The following is a 19,490-nucleotide window of genomic DNA, read 5'->3' as shown; positions in this document are numbered from 1 at the left end:
AAGGTATGTATCATTTGCTGAATTTATTGATCTGGTTGCCAATTGTTGGCGGAGTTTTTGTGTTCCTCACTGGTGATGACAAAAACCCAAACACAGCCCGGTATTTGTCATTATTTACCGTACTGCTGACTTTATTGATGTGCATCCCTCTGATGAGCGGGTTTGATCCAAATACATACAGTATGCAGTATATAGAAGAAATTATCTGGCTGCCGGCGTTAGGAATTAATTATACCTTAGGTGTTGATGGCTTATCGATCCTACTGATTGTATTAAGTGTTTTCACTAATCTGATTGTTATTCTGGCGACCTGGGAAAGCATACATAAGCGTGTTGCCCAGTACATGTCAGCCTTTCTGATAATGCAGGGCTTGCTCGTTGGAGTATTCTCCGCAACCGATGCAATTGTCTTCTATATCTTCTGGGAGGCGACATTAATACCGATGTATCTGATTATTGGTATATGGGGATCGAATAACCGGGTTTATGCTGCCATTAAGTTTTTTCTCTATACATTCCTTGGCTCTGTGTTAATGCTGGCCTCGTTCTTGTATATGGGATATACGGTTGGTTCTTTCAAAATAGAAACTTTCTATGCAATACGATTGGGAATGACAGCTCAAACCCTGATTTTTATAGCATTTTTCCTTGGTTTTGCTATCAAGATACCGATGTTCCCTGTTCATACCTGGTTGCCCGATGCTCATACAGAAGCACCGGCTGGTGGCTCAATCGTCCTGGCCGCTATATTACTGAAGCTCGGCGCTTACGGTTTCATACGCTTTGCATTGCCGATTGTTCCAGACGCCTGCAGACATTATGCGCCATTGATGATTGGATTGTCTTTAGTGGCCGTGGTCTATGTAGGTCTGGTTGCGATTATCCAAAAAGACATGAAACGCCTGATTGCTTATTCATCAATCTCTCACATGGGCTTTGTCACATTAGGATGCTTTACAATATTCACTATTGCAGAGCGCTCTGGCTTAAGCAACGCAGGACTCGTGCTTGAAGGCGCCATTGTTGTTATGATTTCGCATGCGTTTATATCAAGCGGAATGTTTGCTGGTGTCGGATTTATCTACGATCGTATGCATACCCGGAAAGTCAGTGATTTTGGAGGGATTGTAAATACCATGCCTGTTTTTGCCTCCTTTTTTATGCTGTTCGCCATGGCTAATGCAGGCTTACCAGGTACCTCCGGTTTTGTAGGCGAGTTCATGGTTATTCTTGGCAGCATTAAAGCCGGGTTTTGGATTGCATTCTGGGCTGCGACCACACTGATTATTGGTGCTGCCTATACATTATGGATGTATAAACGCGTTATTTTCGGCAAAATTGCAAATGAAAAAGTAGCTGCTTTGAAAGATTTATCTGTTTATGAGACCAGTGCCTATCTATTGTTGGCATTGATGGTAATTCTTATGGGAGTTTATCCAAAGCCAGTTCTTGATTACGTTCATCAGTCCGTCAGTTATACATTGGCTCAGGCTGACAAATCAAAATTATAAAAAATGCAGGGTTAATAAACATGATGCCTTTACTTGATAATCTACATGTCGCCATACCGGAAATAATAATACTGATAACAGCTTGTCTGGCTTTGTTGGGTGATCTTTTCTTCAAGGACAAAATTAAAAACTTGGCATATGGTATTAGCCTGGCTGGTTTGATACTGGCTGGAGTAGTCTGTTATCTGCTTCTGGGTAATTTTAAAATTATCGTACTCGGCGGGCTCTTTATTTGTGATGATGTTTCCCAGTTAATGAAATTATTCATTCTGCTTAGCGTGTTTCTTGCATTTATCTATTCAGAAAAGTATCTGGATGAACGTCAGATGCCATCGGGTGATTATTACGTGTTGGGTCTTTTTTCCACTTTAGGAATGATGATTCTCGTTTCCGCTCACTCGCTGCTGACGGTTTATCTTGGCCTTGAATTATTGTCATTACCTCTTTATGCAATGACGGCTATAAGACGCACAAACAGCGATGCTTCAGAAGCTGCCATGAAATATTTCGTAATGGGTGCTATTGCCTCTGGTATGCTGCTCTACGGGATGTCCCTCGTCTATGGAGCAACCGGTAAACTCGACTTACTGGACATAGCCAATGCAATTGCTGCGAACTGGCAGGAACAGGGCAGTTTGTTAACCTTCGCATTAGTCTTCATCGTTGCCGGCTTTGCCTTTAAGCTTGCTGCTGTACCATTCCACATGTGGGCACCCGATGTATATCAGGGCGCACCCACTTCTGTGACATTATTTATCAGTACTGCACCCAAAATAGCGGCGATTGGTATGACTTTCCGATTGCTCACGCTCGGATTAGTTGATTTAGCGGCTGATTGGCAGCAACTATTACTTGTTATTACTTTACTCTCTACAGGTATTGGCAACTTACTAGCAGTTGTTCAAACAAATTTCAAACGGCTGCTGGCCTACTCTGCAATTTCACACGCCGGCTATGCCTTATTTGGTATTTTGGCTGGAAATGCTGCTGGTTATTCCGCTGCTTTATTTTATGTTCTGATGTATTCAATCATGACAGTAGCTGCTTTTGGTCTAATTCTATTGTTGTCTCGAAGTGGTGTAGAGATTGAACAAATTAGCGATCTGAGAGGCCTTAATAAACGAAATCCCTGGATGGCGTTTATGATGCTAATCGTCATGTTTTCAATGGCGGGGGTTCCTCCGACAGTTGGCTTTTTCACAAAACTGTTAGTGCTCAAAGCGCTGGTTGATGTTCACTTGACCTGGGTTGCTGTTTTCGGTCTGATTTTTGCTGTGATTGGTGCCTATTATTATATTCGTGTAGTTAAAGTAATGTACTTTGATGAAATGGAAGAGAGCGCCCCAATCAGACTCTCGGGTTCTGCCACACTGCTTTATTCACTCAATTGCCTGTCTTTACTGGCGCTTGGCTTGTTTCCGACAGGGTTATTGACCGCCTGCGTTAACGCGTTTGCCAGTTAACTCTCTCAGGGCTGGGTCATGCTGCCCAGCCTGCTGCTTCTACTCAACAGCTAACCCATTCATTATTGTTCGAGATAGCTACCTTCCAGTGAAACGGAAAAGTTGGCATCTGTCATAAACATGCATTTGTTTTAGTCAAAACGCTTTTAATTAACCATATAAAACACAACAATATCAATTAATCACCGCGATTGTAAGAAAATACTTGCAGAGTTAATAAATGCTGCGTATACTTGGTTCTGTTGATGCGGGGTGGAGCAGCCTGGTAGCTCGTCGGGCTCATAACCCGAAGGTCGTAGGTTCAAATCCTGCCCCCGCTACCACTACTAAAAGCCCCATTTATGGGGTTTTTTATTATGTAAAAAACGGATCTCATTTATCGGCACCCCTCTGAACTGCTTCCAGGAGCAAAAGGGAATGTCAAATCATTGATGGATGGGTAATTGGAGTATAGGAGATATATCCTTTTGGAACTAAATGCTCCGACGCCAATAAACACTCTTTGAAACCGAGAGGTGGACTGTTTCCTGCAATCATATTCTGAACAAAGGTTGAAACCTTCAAATCGCCATAGCGCTGGAATAAATTCAGATGACTGAACAAGCATAGGAAAAAGTAATTCCTGAACAGCAAATGATTAAACTAAATTGAAGTTATCGATGATTAAAAATGATATAGAAAATTTGTTATATCCAATAGTGACCGCACTAGGTTACCAGCTATGGGCTTGTGAATATTTACCACAGGGCAAACATTCCCTGTTAAGAGTCTATATAGACAGACCCGAAGGAATTGGCCTTGGGGATTGTGAAATAGTCAGCAAACAGATCAGTGCATTGCTTGATGTCGAGGATCCGATTCCCGGTAATTATAGCCTTGAGATTTCTTCCCCAGGCATACCGCGTCCGCTTTTTTATAGAGAACATTATGTAATGTATATTGGACAGGAAATTCAACTGAAGCTTAGAAGAGCAATAAACGGCCAGCGAAAAAAATTGAAAGGGAGCATTGAAAGCGTTCAGGAACACTCTTTGGTACTAAATGTTGAAAACGAACATCTGGAAATACCATTTTCCGACATTATAAAAGCTAATTTGACAGGCGAGTGAGGCAGGCATGAGTAAAGAATTGTTATTAGTAGCAGAGGCATTGTCCAATGAAAAAGGGGTGACAAAAGATGTCGTGTTGTTAGCCATTCAGGCAGCTCTTGAATCAGCCACTCGAAAATTGTCAGGGCATGACATGGGCGTTCGCGTTAAGCTTGACCCTAAAACTGGTGAATATGAGACCTACCGCTATTGGGAAGTTGTTGCGGATGACGAGATTATTAATCCAGCGGCTGAAATCACCCTGTCAGCAGCCCGAGAGCGTTCACCCGCCATTGAAATCGGTGATAAAATTGAAGAACCCATGCCTTCTATTGAGTTCGGGCGCATTGCTGCTCAAACGGCGCGGCAGGTCATCATGCAAAAAGTCCGGGAAGCAGAGCGGCAACAAATTGTTGAACAGTTCCGTGCCAAGCAGGGGCAGTTGGTTTATGGGACCGTTAAAAAAGTAACCAGAGATAATATTATTATTGACCTGGGCGGCAAAGCGGAAGCGTTTATGCCGCGTCAGGAAATGCTTCCTAATGAGATGTTCAGACCCAACGACAGGGTTCGCGCATACCTTTATGAAATTACACCGCAATCACGCGGCCCTCAATTGTTTGTCAGCCGCATTCGCAATGAAATGCTGATTGAATTATTCCGCATCGAAGTGCCTGAAATTGGCGAGAATGTTATCGAAGTAAAGGCTGCTGCCCGAGAACCAGGAATTCGTGCTAAAATTGCAGTAAAAACTAACGATGGCCGTATTGATCCTGTAGGTGCCTGTGTCGGTATGAGAGGGGCTCGCGTTCAGGCCGTATCTAGCGAATTGGGCGGCGAGCGCGTTGATATCATTTTATGGGATGATAATCCGGCACAATTAGTTATCAATGCCATGGCTCCTGCCGATATTACTTCCATCATTGTAGATGAAGACAGTCATACGATGGATTTGGCTGTTCAGAAAGAGCAGTTATCACAGGCAATTGGACGCAATGGCCAGAACGTAAGACTGGCCAGCCAATTAACCGGCTGGACATTGAACGTGATGACAGTTGATGACTTTAATGCAAAAACACAGGAAGAATCATCTAAAATTGTAAACCTGTTTACTTCTGCACTGGATATTGATGAAGAAATTGCAGCTCTGCTTGTCGCTAATGGCTTCTCTTCCCTTGAAGAGATTGCTTACGTGCCCAAAGAAGAGTTGATGGGAATCGAAGAGTTTGATGAAGAAATCGTTGATGAATTAAGAAACCGAGCGAATGACACACTACTTGCTCAAGCACTCTCTTCAGGCCAGGATTTAGAGAATGAAAATGATAATTCCTTACTCGAAATGGAAGGTATGACTGCTGAAATTGCGGATGCCCTAAACAAAAAAGGGATTGTCACTATGGAGGATTTGGCAGAGCAATCTGTTGATGAGCTTCTGGAAATTGAAGGTATGACCGAGAAAAAAGCGGCTGCCTTAATAATGAAAGCACGTGAACCCTGGTTTAGCTAAATTGCACACCTGGGGCAAGACAGGTTAAGCGTCTGCAGGACGCTTGACCAATGTTACGAAATGATATTTAGAACAAAGCAATTTGATTGAAGTTGCCAAAAGAGGATCATAAATATGGCGGATGTAACGGTTATACAATTAGCTCAGGTCGTGGGTATCCCGGTTGAGAGCCTGTTAAACCAGTTGCAGGAAGCGGGGCTATCGTTTACTGATGGTACTCAAACTGTAAATGAAGATCAGAAGCGGATTTTACTCAATCACTTGAAAACCAGTAGTCGTGGCGAGCTGCGGGCCAGTCCCGAGCGGATTACGCTCAAAAGAAAAAGTCTCACCAAGGTCACTGTGGGACATGATATTCACAGTGGAAAGACTGTCAATGTTGAATTTAGAAAAAAACACATTTATGTGAAGCGCTCTACTCTGGAGCAGGAACCTGAAGTCGAAGTAGAAACGGCCACTGCGTTGATTGAGCCTGTGGAGCAAGAGGTAGAGGTTATAGAACCTCCGGTTGTTCTGGAGGAGTCGGTTGAGTCTGTCAGCAGCGAAGAATCTCCCATTGTTGCTGAAGTGGCAGAGACAGATGAGTCTGGAGTGGTTTCTGAGACCCAGGATGAGAAAGAAGCCATTATTCCGAAAATTGAGGAAGCTGCCAGCACTGTTGCTGAAACGCCTGCTGCCGAGCCTGTCCAAAAACCCTTTACTCCAAGAACTACCGATGAGAAATCGGAGAAGGCACCTAAAAAGCGCCATATGGACAAAGAGGAAATGGAAGGCGATAAAAGCGATTACAAGCGCGGTAAAAAGAAGCCTAAATACCAGCAGATGTCTGATCGTGATGATGACGATGCTGGTGTCCGATTCAAACGCGGCAAATCGAAAAAACGAAAACCAAATGAAAAATCGGATAAATACCGGGAGGCTGAAGAAGCTTTAACCCATGGATTTGCTATGCCTACTGCACCGGTCGTCAGGGAAGTTGCTATTCCTGAAACAATTACGGTGGGTGAGCTGGCCAAGCGAATGTCAGTAAAAGTCGCCGAAGTTATCAAAGTCATGATGGGGCTTGGAGCAATGGCGACTATCAACCAGGTTATTGATCAGGATACTGCACTGATTGTAGTCGAGGAAATGGGACATAAAGCCCATCTGCTGAAAGAGGATGCGATTGAGCAGAATCTTGGTGATGCCCTTTCTAAAGGAAGCCATAGTGTTGAGCGTGCACCGGTTGTAACCATCATGGGGCACGTCGATCATGGAAAAACATCGCTGCTGGATTATATTCGCCGTACCAAAGTTGCAGCGGGTGAAGCGGGAGGTATTACACAGCATATCGGTGCATACCACGTGGCTACAGAAAAAGGCGAGATTACGTTTCTTGACACACCAGGTCATGCGGCGTTTACTGCCATGCGAGCACGCGGTGCCCAGGTTACTGATATCGTTGTGTTAATTGTCGCAGCGGATGACGGTGTTAAACCACAGACTATTGAAGCGGTACAGCATGCGAAAGCGGCCAGTGTACCTATCATTGTCGCAGTAAATAAAATGGATAAGCCTGATGCGGATCCTGAGCGGGTTATGAATGAGTTATCTGCTTATGATGTAATCCCTGAAGCATGGGGCGGCGATAACATGTTTGTGAAGATTTCGGCAAAAGCAGGAACTGGCGTCGATGAACTACTCGATGCAATTCTGCTACAGTCCGAGGTACTTGAATTGACTGCACCAACTGATGGTGCTGCCAAAGGGGTGGTAATTGAATCCCGTCTCGATAAAGGCCGTGGTCCTGTAGCGACTGTCCTCGTCCAGAGCGGTACCCTCCATAAAGGTGATATTTTACTGGCTGGTTTCCAATATGGCCGGGTAAGAGCTTTAGTTAGCGATAATGGGTCATTGGTTGACACTGCCGGACCTTCAATTCCTGTGGAAGTATTGGGATTATCGGCCATACCTCATGCAGGGGATGAAGCTGTCGTGGTTCCCGATGAGAAAAGAGCCCGTGAGGTTGCCTTGTTCCGTCAGGGTAAATTCCGCGATGTTAAACTGGCTAGACGTCAGAAATCCTCACTTGAAGGCATTTTTGAAAATATGACGACCACTGAAGCTAAAGTGCTTAACGTGGTGCTTAAAGCAGATGTTCAAGGTTCTGTCGAAGCAATCGCTGATGCGCTAGTCAAACTTTCAACTGATGAAGTAAAAGTAGAGATTATTGCGAATGGTGTTGGAGGAATCACTGAATCTGATGTTCATTTGGCGATAGCTTCCAGTGCGATCCTGATTGGTTTTAACGTTCGTGCAGATACTGGTGCAAAACGCCTTGCCGAGCAGGAGGGTGTGTCCTTGAATTATTACAGTGTTATTTATGACATTGTAGATCAGGTGAAGGGTGCATTAACGGGTATGTTAGCGCCGCAGTTTAAAGAAGAAATTGTAGGTATCGCTGAGGTTCGCGACGTATTCCGCTCTCCCAAGTTAGGCGCAATTGCTGGTTGTATGGTCATCGAAGGTACGGTGAAACGTAACAATCCAATACGTGTGCTGCGCAATAATGTAGTTATTTATGAGGGTACTCTCGAATCGCTACGCCGCTTTAAAGATGATGTTCTGGAAGTGCGTCAAGGATTTGAGTGCGGTATTGGGGTTAAAAACTATAATGACGTTAAGCCCGGTGATTTGATTGAAGTTTTTGAAACGATTGAGATAAAACGAGATTTATGAGTAATTTTAAGCGAGTAGATCGGGTTGCGGAAATGCTGCAACGGGAGCTGTCACAATTGATACAGCAGGAAGTTAGAGATCCTCGACTGCCTTCTTTTGTGACAATCTCGGCTGTAAAAGTATCTCCTGATTTGAGCCATGCAAAAGTATATTTCACGGTACTGAATCATGATGTAAAAATGACAGCCGAGATTTTGAATGCTGCTTCAAGTTATTTAAGAACCGCATTAGCACGTTCTGTAAAGTTGCGCATAGCTCCTCAATTGCATTTTATCTATGATGAATCCATTGAGTATGGCCGTCGTTTGAGTAAGCTGATTGATGATGTTAACCCTGCGGAGCCTGATGAAGACGCGTGATTCCCTGCCAGTTAATGGTATTTTGCTGTTGAATAAACCACAGGGATTGTCTTCTAATGCAGTATTACAAAAAGCTAAACGACTGCTTAATGCCAGTAAAGCAGGTCATACTGGCAGTCTTGATCCTCTGGCTACTGGTATGCTGCCTTTATGTTTTGGCGAGGCAACCAAGGTTTGCCAATACTTACTGGACGCCGATAAAACCTACCAGGCAACAGGCCGATTAGGTATCAAAACCGACAGCGGTGATTCAACCGGAAACATCGTGGCCCAGGTTTCTGATTTACCAGCGATTAGTGAAGCCGAGATGCATTCAGTGATCATGGCATTTACCGGAGCCATTGAACAGACCCCCCCGATGTATTCCGCCCTTAAGCACCAGGGTAAGCCTCTGTATAAGTATGCGCGGGAAGGTAAGACCCTGGAGCGAAAAAAACGAATTATTAATATCTATCATATTGAATTGAAGTACTTTGATGGCCAGGATTTCGTTATCGAGGTCAGTTGCAGTAAAGGAACTTATATTCGTTCTCTCATTGAGGATATTGGCGAGAGGCTCGGCTATTATGCGCATATGACCCAATTGCATCGACTGCATACTGCAGGATTTAAGCATGAGCCGATGTATACATTCGAGCAGTTGTCCGTACATGATGACTTGAAAAAGCTTCTATTGCCTATGGATGATGCGATTGCGCATTTACCTGCGGTTGAGTTAGAAGATAACCAGTTGCAAAGCTTGCGGCAGGGTAAAATAATCCAATTAACAAACTATGCACGTCCAGGTCTGCTACGTCTCTATAATCAAAGCAGTTTTTCCGGAATTGGTGAAATTACTGAGAATGGAGACTTGCTGGTCAGACGGTTGCTGTCCTTTTAATTAATAGGCTGGAGTTGCAATCGGATTGATTCGCTCCAGGAAAATATAGTGGAAATTTTGCAAAAAGAGTTGTTTTTGAATAACTTTTTGACTAAAGTATAGCAATGCATTATCCAATACTTGTTTATTTGTTGTGGTCTTGGTAAAATGCTCGCCTTTAATACCACACACTTAGCTTATATCCAGGAGTGAACAATGTCGCTAAGCAGCGAACAAAAAGTAGAAATCATCAACCAGTTCAAGCGAGCTGACAATGACACCGGATCTCCCGAGGTTCAAGTCTCCCTTATTACTGGACGTATCAAATATTTAACTGAACACTTCAAAGTGAACCGTAAAGATTTCCATTCAAAACGTGGTTTGCAAGCTTTAGTTAACAAAAGAAGAAAGCTTCTTAAATATTTAAAAGATAATGACTCAGGTCGTTATCAAACACTAATTCAGAGTTTGGGACTAAGAGATTCTTATTGATTCAGGATTTCATTTAATGCCAGAAGCTCTTGACATATTTGACTAATGAAAGGCGCAGTGTTCTGCGCCTTTTTTTTATAATAATTAAACGAGGTAAATTACGTGTCCAAAATTATAAAAGAAATACGCTTTGGTGAGCATCGCCTGGTTTTGGAAACCGGTGAGATCGCGAGACAAGCGGATGGCGCCATATTAGCCAGTATGGCAGGTACCCAGGTATTGGTAGCTGTTGTAGCTAAAAAAGAAGGCGCTGATGGGAACAATTTCTTTCCATTAACAGTTAATTACCAGGAAAAAAGCTATGCCGCTGGTAAAATTCCTGGCGGTTTTAACAAAAGGGAAGGGCGGCCCAGCGAACATGAGACGCTGACCTCACGTTTAATGGACAGGCCATTACGTCCTTTATTCCCTGAAGGCTTTTCTAATGAAGTGCAAGTCATTGCCACCGTTTTATCTTTAAATCCGGAAGTCCCAGCAGATATAATTTCCATGATTGGTGCTTCTGCTGCGTTAGCTGTCTCTGGCTTACCATTTCAAGGACCAATCGGTGCCGCAAGAGTTGGTTATAAAGATGGCATTTATCTTTTGAACCCTGGCTACAAAACCTTGCAGCAATCTGAATTGGATCTGGTAGTTGCTGGAACGCAGGACGCCATATTGATGGTAGAGTCCGAAGCTAAAGAATTGTCCGAAGAAATCATGCTGGGTGCTGTGCTTTATGGCCATGAAATGATGCAATCCGTTATTCAGGGTATCAAGGAATTGGCGAAAGAAGTGAATAAAACCCCTTGGAACTGGACAATGAAACCGGCCAATGAGGAACTGGTACAACGTGTCAGCGAGTTCGCCAGAGGAAGCATTACAGAAGCTTATTTACTCAAAGACAAGCAGCAACGTTATCAACGCCTGGATGAGATCAGAGTTCAACTGATTGAAAATATGTGCGGTGAAACCCAGGAAATTATGCCTGCAGAAATCAGTGACATAATGAACTCTCTAGAAAAAGAAATTGTCCGTAACCGTATTCTGGATGGCGAGCCTCGTATTGATGGACGTGATCAGCACACCGTAAGACCTATCTCTATTCGTACTAAATTCCTGGAAAGAGCTCATGGTTCGGTATTATTTACCCGCGGTGAAACTCAGGCCATTGTAGCGGCAACTTTGGGAAATGAGCGTGATGCCCAGATTTTGGACAGCCTGACCGGCGAATCAAAAGATCGCTTTATGCTCCACTATAATTTTCCTCCCTATTCTGTTGGAGAAGTGGGGATGGTTGGTAGTCCCAAACGTCGTGAAATTGGACATGGTCGTTTGGCAAAGCGCAGTCTTATCGCTGTATTGCCAACAGCCAGTGAATTTCCCTATGTCCTGCGAGTCGTTTCTGACATTACCGAGTCGAATGGCTCAAGCTCAATGGCGACCGTCTGCGGTACCAGTCTGGCATTAATGGATGCCGGAGTTCCCTTGAAAGCGCCTGTTGCCGGGGTGGCAATGGGATTAATTAAAGAAGGCGAGCGCTTTGCTGTATTGACTGATATACTCGGCGACGAAGATCATCTGGGTGATATGGATTTCAAAGTGGCTGGAACTGATCAAGGGGTCACTGCTCTGCAAATGGATATCAAGATTACTGGTATCACCAAGGAGATTATGGAGCAGGCACTGGAGCAGGCGAAAGCTGGACGGCTTCATATTTTAGGTGTGATGAATAATGCATTGTCTGAGCACCGTGATGAGCTATCGCAACATGCTCCTCGCATTACCACCATGAAAGTTGCGGAAGATAAAATTCGGACAGTCATCGGTAAAGGCGGTTCTACAATTAAAGGATTGATAGAAAATACTGGTGTTTCTATCGACATCGATGATACAGGTGTTATCCAGTTATTTTCTCCTGATGCACTGGCATTGGAAGAAGCACAGCGTCAAATTAAAGCGCTGGTTGCTGAAGTTGAAGTAGGCCAGATATATCGCGGTAAAGTAAGCAAGATAGTTGATTTTGGTGCATTCATTAACCTTCTGCCTGGTAAAGATGGTTTACTGCATATTTCTCAGATCTGCAGTGATCGCTCTCAGAAAGTGGAGTCTGTTCTCAGTGAAGGCCAGGAGATTGAAGTGCTGGTAGCTGGAATTGACAAACAAGGACGAATTAAACTGGAGTGGAAGGACAAGCCTGAAGCCCCGAAAGCAGAGAGCGAAAGCAATGAGTCAGCTGAAACTGAAACAGCTGATGCAGGCCAAGATCGTAGTGGGGAAGAAGAGTAAAACCTGCATCTTAAGGTATATTGTCATCCCGTGAAGTCATTGTTGCGTGGATAGACCAAGCAAACTAAACTGTCGTCTTTGCGAACGAAGTGAAGCAATCCAGATCAAGCTTTGAGCAGGGTTACAATGGCTTCGCTACGCTCGTAAAGACGGACTTCTACACACCTGTTTTCATTTGCGCAACAACGCCTTTCCACGAAGGCGAGAATCTATTTCTCAGTTGATATTATATCTAAGTCAGAGACTGGATCCCCGCCTTGCGGGGATGAGGGTTTAATACAATTGAGCTTAACTAATGGCAGTGTCCACAAATCTACTTATTTAAAAAAACCATGCCAGGTGTTTAGCATTTTGCAAAACAGCTCTGCTGTTTTTTCAGCATCATAAATCGCGGAATGTGCTTCCTGAGTATTAAACTCAATCCCCGCGGCCCTGACTGCTTTTGCCAACACAGTTTGACCATAGAAAAGTCCGGATAAGGTGGCGGTATCAAAACAGGTGAATGCATGAAAGGGTAATTTTACCTTGGTGCGCTCAGCCGCTTCTTTCATAAATAAAAGATCAAACCAGGCATTATGGCCTACCAGCACAGCTCTCTGACAGTGATTTCTCTTCAATGCCTTTTGAATCGGTTTAAACAGGTTTTCGAGCGCTTCTTTTTCCTCAATAGCAAAACGTAATGGCTGAAACGGATCCACCTGAATGAATTCCAGCGACTTCTGATCCAGAACAGAACCTTCAAAGGGTATAACATGTTCAAAATGAGTAGATTCCCGATAATAATTTCCCTGCTCATCGCGATTAATAAGTACAACACAGGCTTCTAACAGGGCATTAGTTTTAGGATTTATGCCTGCAGTTTCCAAATCGACAATAACGGGTAAAAAACCCCTGAAACGCTCTTTTAACTGATTGCCATATGTTTCTAAAAATTTAGTCATCAATACTCCATGACAGTAATTCGCCTGCGGCCATAGGTACAATTTTATCCTGGCCAAAGGTTAAAAACCCGGGAATCGACTGCGGTTTTTTAACAAGCTGCAATTGGTCGACGTTGGGAGTTAAGCGATAGAAAGCAGAACCATGCTGAGCTAAAAATCCATTAAGCAAAGAAAGTTTGTTTCTCTCATCAAAAAGTTTAGTATAAAACGCTACCGCAAAAGGGGCTGAGTATACTCCTGCACAGCCGCAAGCGGATTCTTTATGCTGAACCGCATGCGGAGCACTATCGGTTCCTGCAAAAAATCTGGGATTACCGCTTAAGGCAGCTTCTTGCAGGGCCAGCTGATCGTGCTCATGTTTTAAAATTGGAAGGCAATAATAATGCGGCTTCAGGCCGCCGGCGAGAAGCTGGTTACGATTATACAGTAAATGATGAGGGGTAATCGTTGCTGCCAGGGTTTCAGGTCCATTTTTAACAAACTCAACAGCCTTTCGCGTAGATATATGCTCCAGAACCACTCGTAACCTGGGAAAGTTCTGTAAAATGGGGCGCAGGTAACTGTCAATAAAATTTTCTTCGCGCTCGAAAATATCGCCTTCAACGGTCTCGCCATGAATTTGCAGCACCAGATCATAATTTTGCATAATTTCCAGCAATGGATATAAAGCATTAATTGATCGTGCACCTTGCTCGGAGTTAGTAGTAGCTCCTGCAGGATATAGTTTGGCTCCAAGAATATAATCGTATTTTGCTGCCTGTTGCAAGGTTTCCGGCGACACAGCTTCATTGAGATACAAAGTCATTAAGGGTTTAAATTTACTGTTTACGGGCAATACATCCAGAATACGCTGACGATAGGCTATTATTGCCTCAACAGTGATCAGCGCAGGTTTTAAGTTAGGCATTACCAATGCGCGTGCAAAGTGTCTTGCTGTCGCATTGACGGTGTCTTTTAACAAGATGCCGTCTCTAAAATGGACATGCCAGTCATCTGGCTTGGTAATGGTGATAGTTTTCAAGATAAAGATTCTCTGAAAATTGCCGATATAGGAGAATAACATGCTTTCGTGATGTGGATGAGCAAAAAATGACACCAGGACGCCTTTTTTTACCGCTTATATTGTCTGTGCTGAATGTGACCTATGCCGTCTCATATGCCGCGCCGCTGCATGTCGAGTATGTAAGCCCGCTGGGGACAGAAAACTGGAAAATGACTGGTAGCCGCTTACGCTGTGGTTTATCACTGACAATTCCAAATTTTGGTGTCGCCTATTTTGAACAATATGCAGCCAAATCACCTCATTTCATTATGACTAAATGGGAGCAGGTTGAAAAAAGGCTGCCAGCGGCATTTTATGCGGGGCCTCCGATGTGGAAACCCAATGGGCCGATCTTCTTTATATCCAAAACGTCAATTAATCCAGGCAAGTATGGTGTATTTTTAAATAGAGAACCAGCACTAAAAGCCTTAACTTATTTATCTCGCGGATTTATAACCAAATTTCAATACCATTCAGAAGAAGGTTTTGCTGTATCAGTTATTTTATCACCTGTGAAATTTCAGGAGCCGTTTGCGAAATACCAGAAATGTCTGGGTAATCTGCTGGATTATACCTATCAAAGTGTTGCAGTAACGATTATCCTGTTCAACACGGATAACTCCGAGCTAAGTGATGCCGCGAAGAGTCAGCTGGACAAAATAGTCGAGTATTTTCGCGCGGATGCGCAGGTTAAAAAAATTGCTATTGCGGGTTACGCCGACAGCACAGGACGGAAATCCTATAATAATGCAGTTTCAGAAGACAGAGCCGAGGCAGTGAGCCGCTATCTTTCCAGTAAAGGTATTGAAAAGAGTGAGATGACAGTGACCTGGTATGGAGCAACCAGACCAGCAGAGACTAATGACACAGAAGCAGGTCAAGCGGCTAACCGGCGGGTTGTCGTTAAACTGGTAAAATAAGTATTTATTCGTGATTAATTTAACTCTTCTTTCCTTCATACAAAGCAAAAATATATACCCGATTAACAAGCAATGAAACGCTTGTCTTCACTTGACCATTTTGAGCATAATTAACCCTTTCATGGATGTTGAAGAAATAATCAATTCGACCTGTCTTCGCGCAATTGCTTGTATTTTGTTCTACAGGCCTGAAATTATAAAGTTGATGATAAGTTGCTTATGATGATTATTTTGAAATCAATTAGTAAGGTTTGCTTATCAGTTTTTAAAAATTATATTGAAAATTAGATGAAATACTGTTGACTTTGCCAAATTGGCGCTTGATAATTTGCCCATGTACGTTCTCGGTTAGAGCGATGATTGCGTACTGTCGTCAACCTTCAATGGTTTGACAGCAAAACGGGAAATTAATAATAAAAAAGTGGAGATGAAGCATGTTAAATTTGAAAAAAACAGCGGTAGCTGTTCTTGCTTTAGGTAGCAGTGCAGTATTTGCTGGAACCATGGGTCCTGTATGTACCCCTGGTAATGTTACAGTTCCTTGCGAAAGAACAGCTTGGGACTTCGGCGTATCAGCTCTTTATCTTGAGCCTGTTTACAATGGCGACTTTGGTTACCACGGTGCTTATGTTGATCCTTTCACTGGCAACTACCGTTTCAATGAAAATGAGCCTGATTTCGATTGGGGCTTCAAAATCGAAGGTTCTTACCACTTCAGCACTGGAAACGACCTGACTGTAAACTGGTACCATTGGGATAATGATGACGATCGCAGTGTTAACACTTACGACTACTTCCTGGAAGGCAACGTTCCTTACCACCTGAGCTGGGAACCTAAATGGGATGCGGTTAACGTCGAATTCGGTCAACACGTTGATTTCGGTGAGTTCAAAAACATCCGTTTCCACGGTGGTGTTCAATACGCTCGCATCGAACATGATCTGAGACTGCGTCCTTGGTACAACTACAACATCCAGAACACTCGTTTCGAAACTAAATTCAACGGTTTCGGTCCTCGTGTTGGTGCTGACATGTCTTACGACTGGGGTAACGGATTTGCAATCTATGCAAACGGTGCTACTGCAATTCTGGTTGGTGACAGCGATTTCAGCAACAATCTGGTTGCTTCAAGCCTGGGCTATGCTCACGGTTCCAAAACTTCTATGGTTCCTGAGTTAGAAGCTAAACTGGGTGCTAAATACACTTACGCTATGGCTCAAGGTGATCTGACTCTGGATGCTGGTTGGATGTGGGTCAACTACTTCAACGTTAACCACGTTGGTTACCCAGCAGCTGGTTTCCCAACTGTTAGCGAAAGCGACTTTGCTCTGCACGGTCCTTACGTTGGTCTGAAATGGGTCGGTAACGTATAATCGTAGTACAGCTTTAGTAAAGCCCATCACTAGTGATGGGCTTTTTTTTACAGAATGGAGTGAATATGTTGAAAAAAATGACTTTGGCTGTATTAGGCTTGACTGTAAGCAGCATGGCTGCTGCAGGAATGTACTCTGAGCCCCCTGCGCCTACTTGCACACCGGGCGATGTGACTGTTCCTTGTGAAGCAAAACAATGGGATTTGGGAATACAGGCGCTTTACCTGCAACCTATTTACAGTGCTAGCCGTGGTTATAGACTGGGTGGTACTTTACTGTCCAATCTTTCCTCTACGTATTATAATGACGTCGATCCTGACTGGGGTTGGGGTTATCGATTAGAGGGTTCGTATCATTTCCGCACTGGCAATGATATTACTGCAACCTGGATGCATTATGATGCTGACAGTAAACTCGGTCCGTATTTTGGTCCGTTCTATGTTGCTACAACTCAAACTTTTATTCCAGGTACTTACCGTCAGTATGTTGATAATCGCTTTGATCAGGTCAATGTGGTTATGGGGCAGCATGTAGATTTTGGTTTGCTTAAGAACGCTCGTTTTTATGGCGGTTTACAGTATGCTGATATTCAGGTTGATGCGACTAATTACTACAATCTTCCATTAACTGTTCAGGCAGCTACCTTTGGTATCCGAACATTTAATAATACAGATTTCAATGGAGTGGGTCCGGTTATCGGCATCGATTACTCTTATGACTTATCTCCGAGCTTTAGTATCACTGCAAATACTGCAGGTTCTATTCTGTATGGAACTTCAAGAATTAACCGCGCAGATGTGTACAATGTCGGCTTGGTTGCTCTGAATGATTATGGTTCAAAACACAGTATCGTTCCAAGTTTTGAAGCCAAGTTGGGTGCGAACTACGCGTATCCAGTAGCTCAGGGTGTATTGAATATTCAAGGCGGTTATCATGTACTTAATTATTTCAATGCCCTGCAAGACGTGGAATTCCAATGCTGTACACGCGTTGTAGCCTATAGTGATTTCGGTCTGTATGGTCCATACCTGGGTCTTAAATGGGTAGGCTAAGCAACTGACATAAAGTTAAAGTTCACTACATCAATTAAGTGAATATGGAGATCTATTTCCCAATTGTTTCTATGCAATGAAAGAAATAGATCTCAGATTCCGCAGCTTAAAAAATCTCGTTGATCAAGATAAATAATGTGCAATTATTCTAGTCAGTCCGGGTTCGGCAGGCTATAATCGACCACGCCTTTATGTGGAAGAAAAAAAGAATAGTCAGGAGTACCCGTGAAACACAAAGCTTTAATCCTTGCCCTGGCCGCAGTCACAGCCCCGGTTATTGCAGCCGATAACGAGCAGCTCCAACAACAAATTCTGCAATTACAACGCCAGACTCAAGAGTTGCAAAATCAATTAAGCCAGTTACAAAAGCAGTTAGTCGCTCAATCATCAGCTAATAAGAGCACGGTTAAAAGAGTTGCGCCTAAAAAGACAAATCGCAGGAAAACAGCGCCAGCTCCCATCGCGCGGAAGACAGAAACTAAACGCCCACAGACGGCAGGCACACCAGCGGTAAAACCAGTGACGACGACCCAAAAAGGCACGCGTGTTTTTCACAATGCCAATATCACTGTGCATACTCCCGAAGGCCACCCGGAGTCTATTGGATTTTACCCAACAGCACTCCTTGCTGATAACCAGGTGGTTACTTATATTGCAGGAACACCAGTTGTAACTTCTCCCTATCTAGGCGATCGCCCGGCATTTGATGGTTCTGATTATATTGTGAATATTTCAAGTATTAATCGAGACATTCGCTTAATGCAGCAACGTCGGCGACTCTATGATGCATACAAAAATATCGGTTACCCAATTCCCCATATTCCAATCATTGCATTAAGCGGAAAGGCCGAACCAGTTGCCAGCTTCAGTCAACCCTATGTGGGACAATCAAGTGGTGATTTGACGCTTGGATCGAGTGAGTTAGACGTGGCAGCGGCCTTGAATAGTTATGTTGAGGCATTTATCGGTATTGCTTATGATGAGAGTCCTCCTGATGTAGGAGGCCAGCGCCTGGCGAATTCTGCCTTTGGCCTTAATCTTGGGTTTGTGAACATTGGTAATCTGGATGAAAGTCCATTTTATTTTACGGCAGGGCAGCTCTATGCACCTTTCGGACGCTACTCCAGTTCAATGATTAGTTCCCCGATTACCCAATCGATTACGCGCACGAAAACCAGACCGTTCATTTTGGGATACAAGTCACAGACTGATACGGGTCCATTTGCAGCGGTTTATGGTTACAAGTCGGATACGACTCTGGGGCATTCTGCAGTAGGGGGAGTTAATCTGGGTTATATATTTAAACACGGCGACGCATCTGGCGAAATTGGCGGCGGGCTGATAGGCTCTATTAATGATGCGCAAGGACTTCAGAGCACCGGCTCGGCACCCTTAACCACTTTTGGCGGTTTTGCTTCGCCGACCAATGGAAATGAAGCAGTCGCAAAAAGACAAGGCTTGAATATTCATGGAAATATCAGCTTTGATCGCTACAGTTTAACCGCTGAATGGGTAGGAGCAAGCAAGGCCTTTCGTACTCAGGATCTGAGCTTTAATGGATATGGCGCAAAACCCCAAGGCGCTCAGCTTGAGGGTGCGGTCACATTCATGGCTTTTGATAAACCGGCTTCTTTCGCTCTGGGTTACCAGTGGTCTCAGCAAACGCTTGCGCTTAATTTACCGAAACGTCGTATTGCCGGGGTCTTTAATATTTCTTTGTGGAAAGACACAGTGGAAAGTCTTGAATACCGTCATGATACAGACTTTCCTGTTACCGATTTCGCCAATGGGGCTACAGCTCCCGGCTTATTGAATTCCAACACCGTGGGTACGGGACAATCCGCCGATTCAGTGATAGCCCAAATCGGGGTTTATTTCTAACTGCTTAACACTTTCC

General features: G+C 43.8%; 15 protein-coding genes and 1 tRNA gene. 14 read left to right on the top strand and 2 right to left on the bottom strand.

Annotation, left to right across the window (positions count from 1 at the left end):
* The first annotated feature begins 5 nt into the window (after positions 1 to 5).
* From DYH61_RS13210 to pnp, 10 genes are all read left to right on the top strand, one after another.
* On the top strand, positions 6 to 1,511 hold the full coding sequence (locus tag DYH61_RS13210; RefSeq protein ID WP_058507244.1) for an NADH-quinone oxidoreductase subunit M: 1,506 nt from the start codon (positions 6 to 8) through the stop codon (positions 1,509 to 1,511).
* 20 nt (positions 1,512 to 1,531) lie between these two features.
* On the top strand, positions 1,532 to 2,974 hold the full coding sequence (gene nuoN, locus DYH61_RS13205) for an NADH-quinone oxidoreductase subunit NuoN (protein ID WP_058507245.1): 1,443 nt from the start codon (positions 1,532 to 1,534) through the stop codon (positions 2,972 to 2,974).
* 246 nt (positions 2,975 to 3,220) lie between these two features.
* Positions 3,221 to 3,297 (top strand) — tRNA-Met (locus DYH61_RS13200).
* A 336-nt stretch (positions 3,298 to 3,633) separates the two neighbouring features.
* A complete protein-coding gene (gene rimP / locus DYH61_RS13190) occupies positions 3,634 to 4,083 on the top strand; it encodes a ribosome maturation factor RimP (protein WP_058507247.1) in 450 nt (149 codons plus the stop codon).
* A gap of 7 nt (positions 4,084 to 4,090) precedes the next feature.
* Positions 4,091 to 5,569 (top strand): transcription termination factor NusA, encoded by a 1,479-nt coding sequence (nusA, locus tag DYH61_RS13185; RefSeq protein ID WP_058507248.1) that lies wholly within the window; start codon positions 4,091 to 4,093, stop codon positions 5,567 to 5,569.
* A gap of 114 nt (positions 5,570 to 5,683) precedes the next feature.
* Positions 5,684 to 8,287: a translation initiation factor IF-2 gene (gene infB, locus DYH61_RS13180; RefSeq protein ID WP_058507249.1), complete on the top strand. Its 2,604-nt coding sequence runs from the start codon at positions 5,684 to 5,686 to the stop codon at positions 8,285 to 8,287.
* Positions 8,284 to 8,646, top strand: a complete 363-nt coding sequence (gene rbfA / locus DYH61_RS13175) for a 30S ribosome-binding factor RbfA (RefSeq protein ID WP_058507250.1) — start codon at positions 8,284 to 8,286, stop codon at positions 8,644 to 8,646. Before infB ends, rbfA begins: the two co-directional genes overlap by 4 nt.
* The gene (truB, locus tag DYH61_RS13170) at positions 8,633 to 9,526 is read left to right on the top strand and encodes a tRNA pseudouridine(55) synthase TruB (RefSeq protein WP_058507251.1); all 894 of its coding nucleotides are present in this window, start codon (positions 8,633 to 8,635) and stop codon (positions 9,524 to 9,526) included. Before rbfA ends, truB begins: the two co-directional genes overlap by 14 nt.
* 195 nt (positions 9,527 to 9,721) lie before the next feature.
* Complete coding sequence (gene rpsO, locus DYH61_RS13165) at positions 9,722 to 9,997, top strand: 30S ribosomal protein S15 (protein ID WP_058507252.1); 276 nt, start codon at positions 9,722 to 9,724, stop codon at positions 9,995 to 9,997.
* A gap of 102 nt (positions 9,998 to 10,099) precedes the next feature.
* Positions 10,100 to 12,265 (top strand): polyribonucleotide nucleotidyltransferase, encoded by a 2,166-nt coding sequence (gene pnp / locus DYH61_RS13160; RefSeq protein ID WP_058507253.1) that lies wholly within the window; start codon positions 10,100 to 10,102, stop codon positions 12,263 to 12,265.
* A gap of 317 nt (positions 12,266 to 12,582) precedes the next feature.
* Here the strand turns inward: pnp and rnt are convergent, their stop codons facing one another.
* Both rnt and pyrC read right to left on the bottom strand, forming a co-directional pair.
* A complete protein-coding gene (gene rnt / locus DYH61_RS13155) occupies positions 12,583 to 13,206 on the bottom strand; it encodes a ribonuclease T (protein WP_058507254.1) in 624 nt (207 codons plus the stop codon).
* Positions 13,199 to 14,227 (bottom strand): dihydroorotase, encoded by a 1,029-nt coding sequence (gene pyrC, locus DYH61_RS13150; protein WP_164480535.1) that lies wholly within the window; start codon positions 14,225 to 14,227, stop codon positions 13,199 to 13,201. The genes rnt and pyrC overlap by 8 nt, the downstream gene beginning before the upstream one ends.
* 68 nt (positions 14,228 to 14,295) lie before the next feature.
* Between pyrC and DYH61_RS13145 the strand changes: the two genes are divergently transcribed.
* The 4 genes from DYH61_RS13145 (at position 14,296) to DYH61_RS13130 (ending at position 19,474) form a co-directional block, all read left to right on the top strand.
* Complete coding sequence (locus DYH61_RS13145; protein ID WP_058507327.1) at positions 14,296 to 15,168, top strand: flagellar protein MotY; 873 nt, start codon at positions 14,296 to 14,298, stop codon at positions 15,166 to 15,168.
* Positions 15,169 to 15,602: 434 nt separating this feature from the next.
* Complete coding sequence (locus DYH61_RS13140; protein WP_058507255.1) at positions 15,603 to 16,541, top strand: Lpg1974 family pore-forming outer membrane protein; 939 nt, start codon at positions 15,603 to 15,605, stop codon at positions 16,539 to 16,541.
* Positions 16,542 to 16,606: 65 nt separating this feature from the next.
* Positions 16,607 to 17,593, top strand: coding sequence for an Lpg1974 family pore-forming outer membrane protein (locus tag DYH61_RS13135; protein WP_058507256.1), 987 nt, complete (start codon positions 16,607 to 16,609; stop codon positions 17,591 to 17,593).
* A gap of 225 nt (positions 17,594 to 17,818) precedes the next feature.
* The gene (locus tag DYH61_RS13130; RefSeq protein WP_058507257.1) at positions 17,819 to 19,474 is read left to right on the top strand and encodes an LbtU family siderophore porin; all 1,656 of its coding nucleotides are present in this window, start codon (positions 17,819 to 17,821) and stop codon (positions 19,472 to 19,474) included.
* Positions 19,475 to 19,490 lie beyond the last annotated feature (16 nt).

Origin of the sequence: Legionella quinlivanii (assembly GCF_900461555.1) — a bacterium.
In the GTDB taxonomy this organism is placed as follows: Bacteria; Pseudomonadota; Gammaproteobacteria; order Legionellales; family Legionellaceae; genus Legionella_C; species Legionella_C quinlivanii.
Note: the sequence above shows the minus strand (reverse complement) of the source record. Positions and strands in the feature narration are given on the sequence as shown.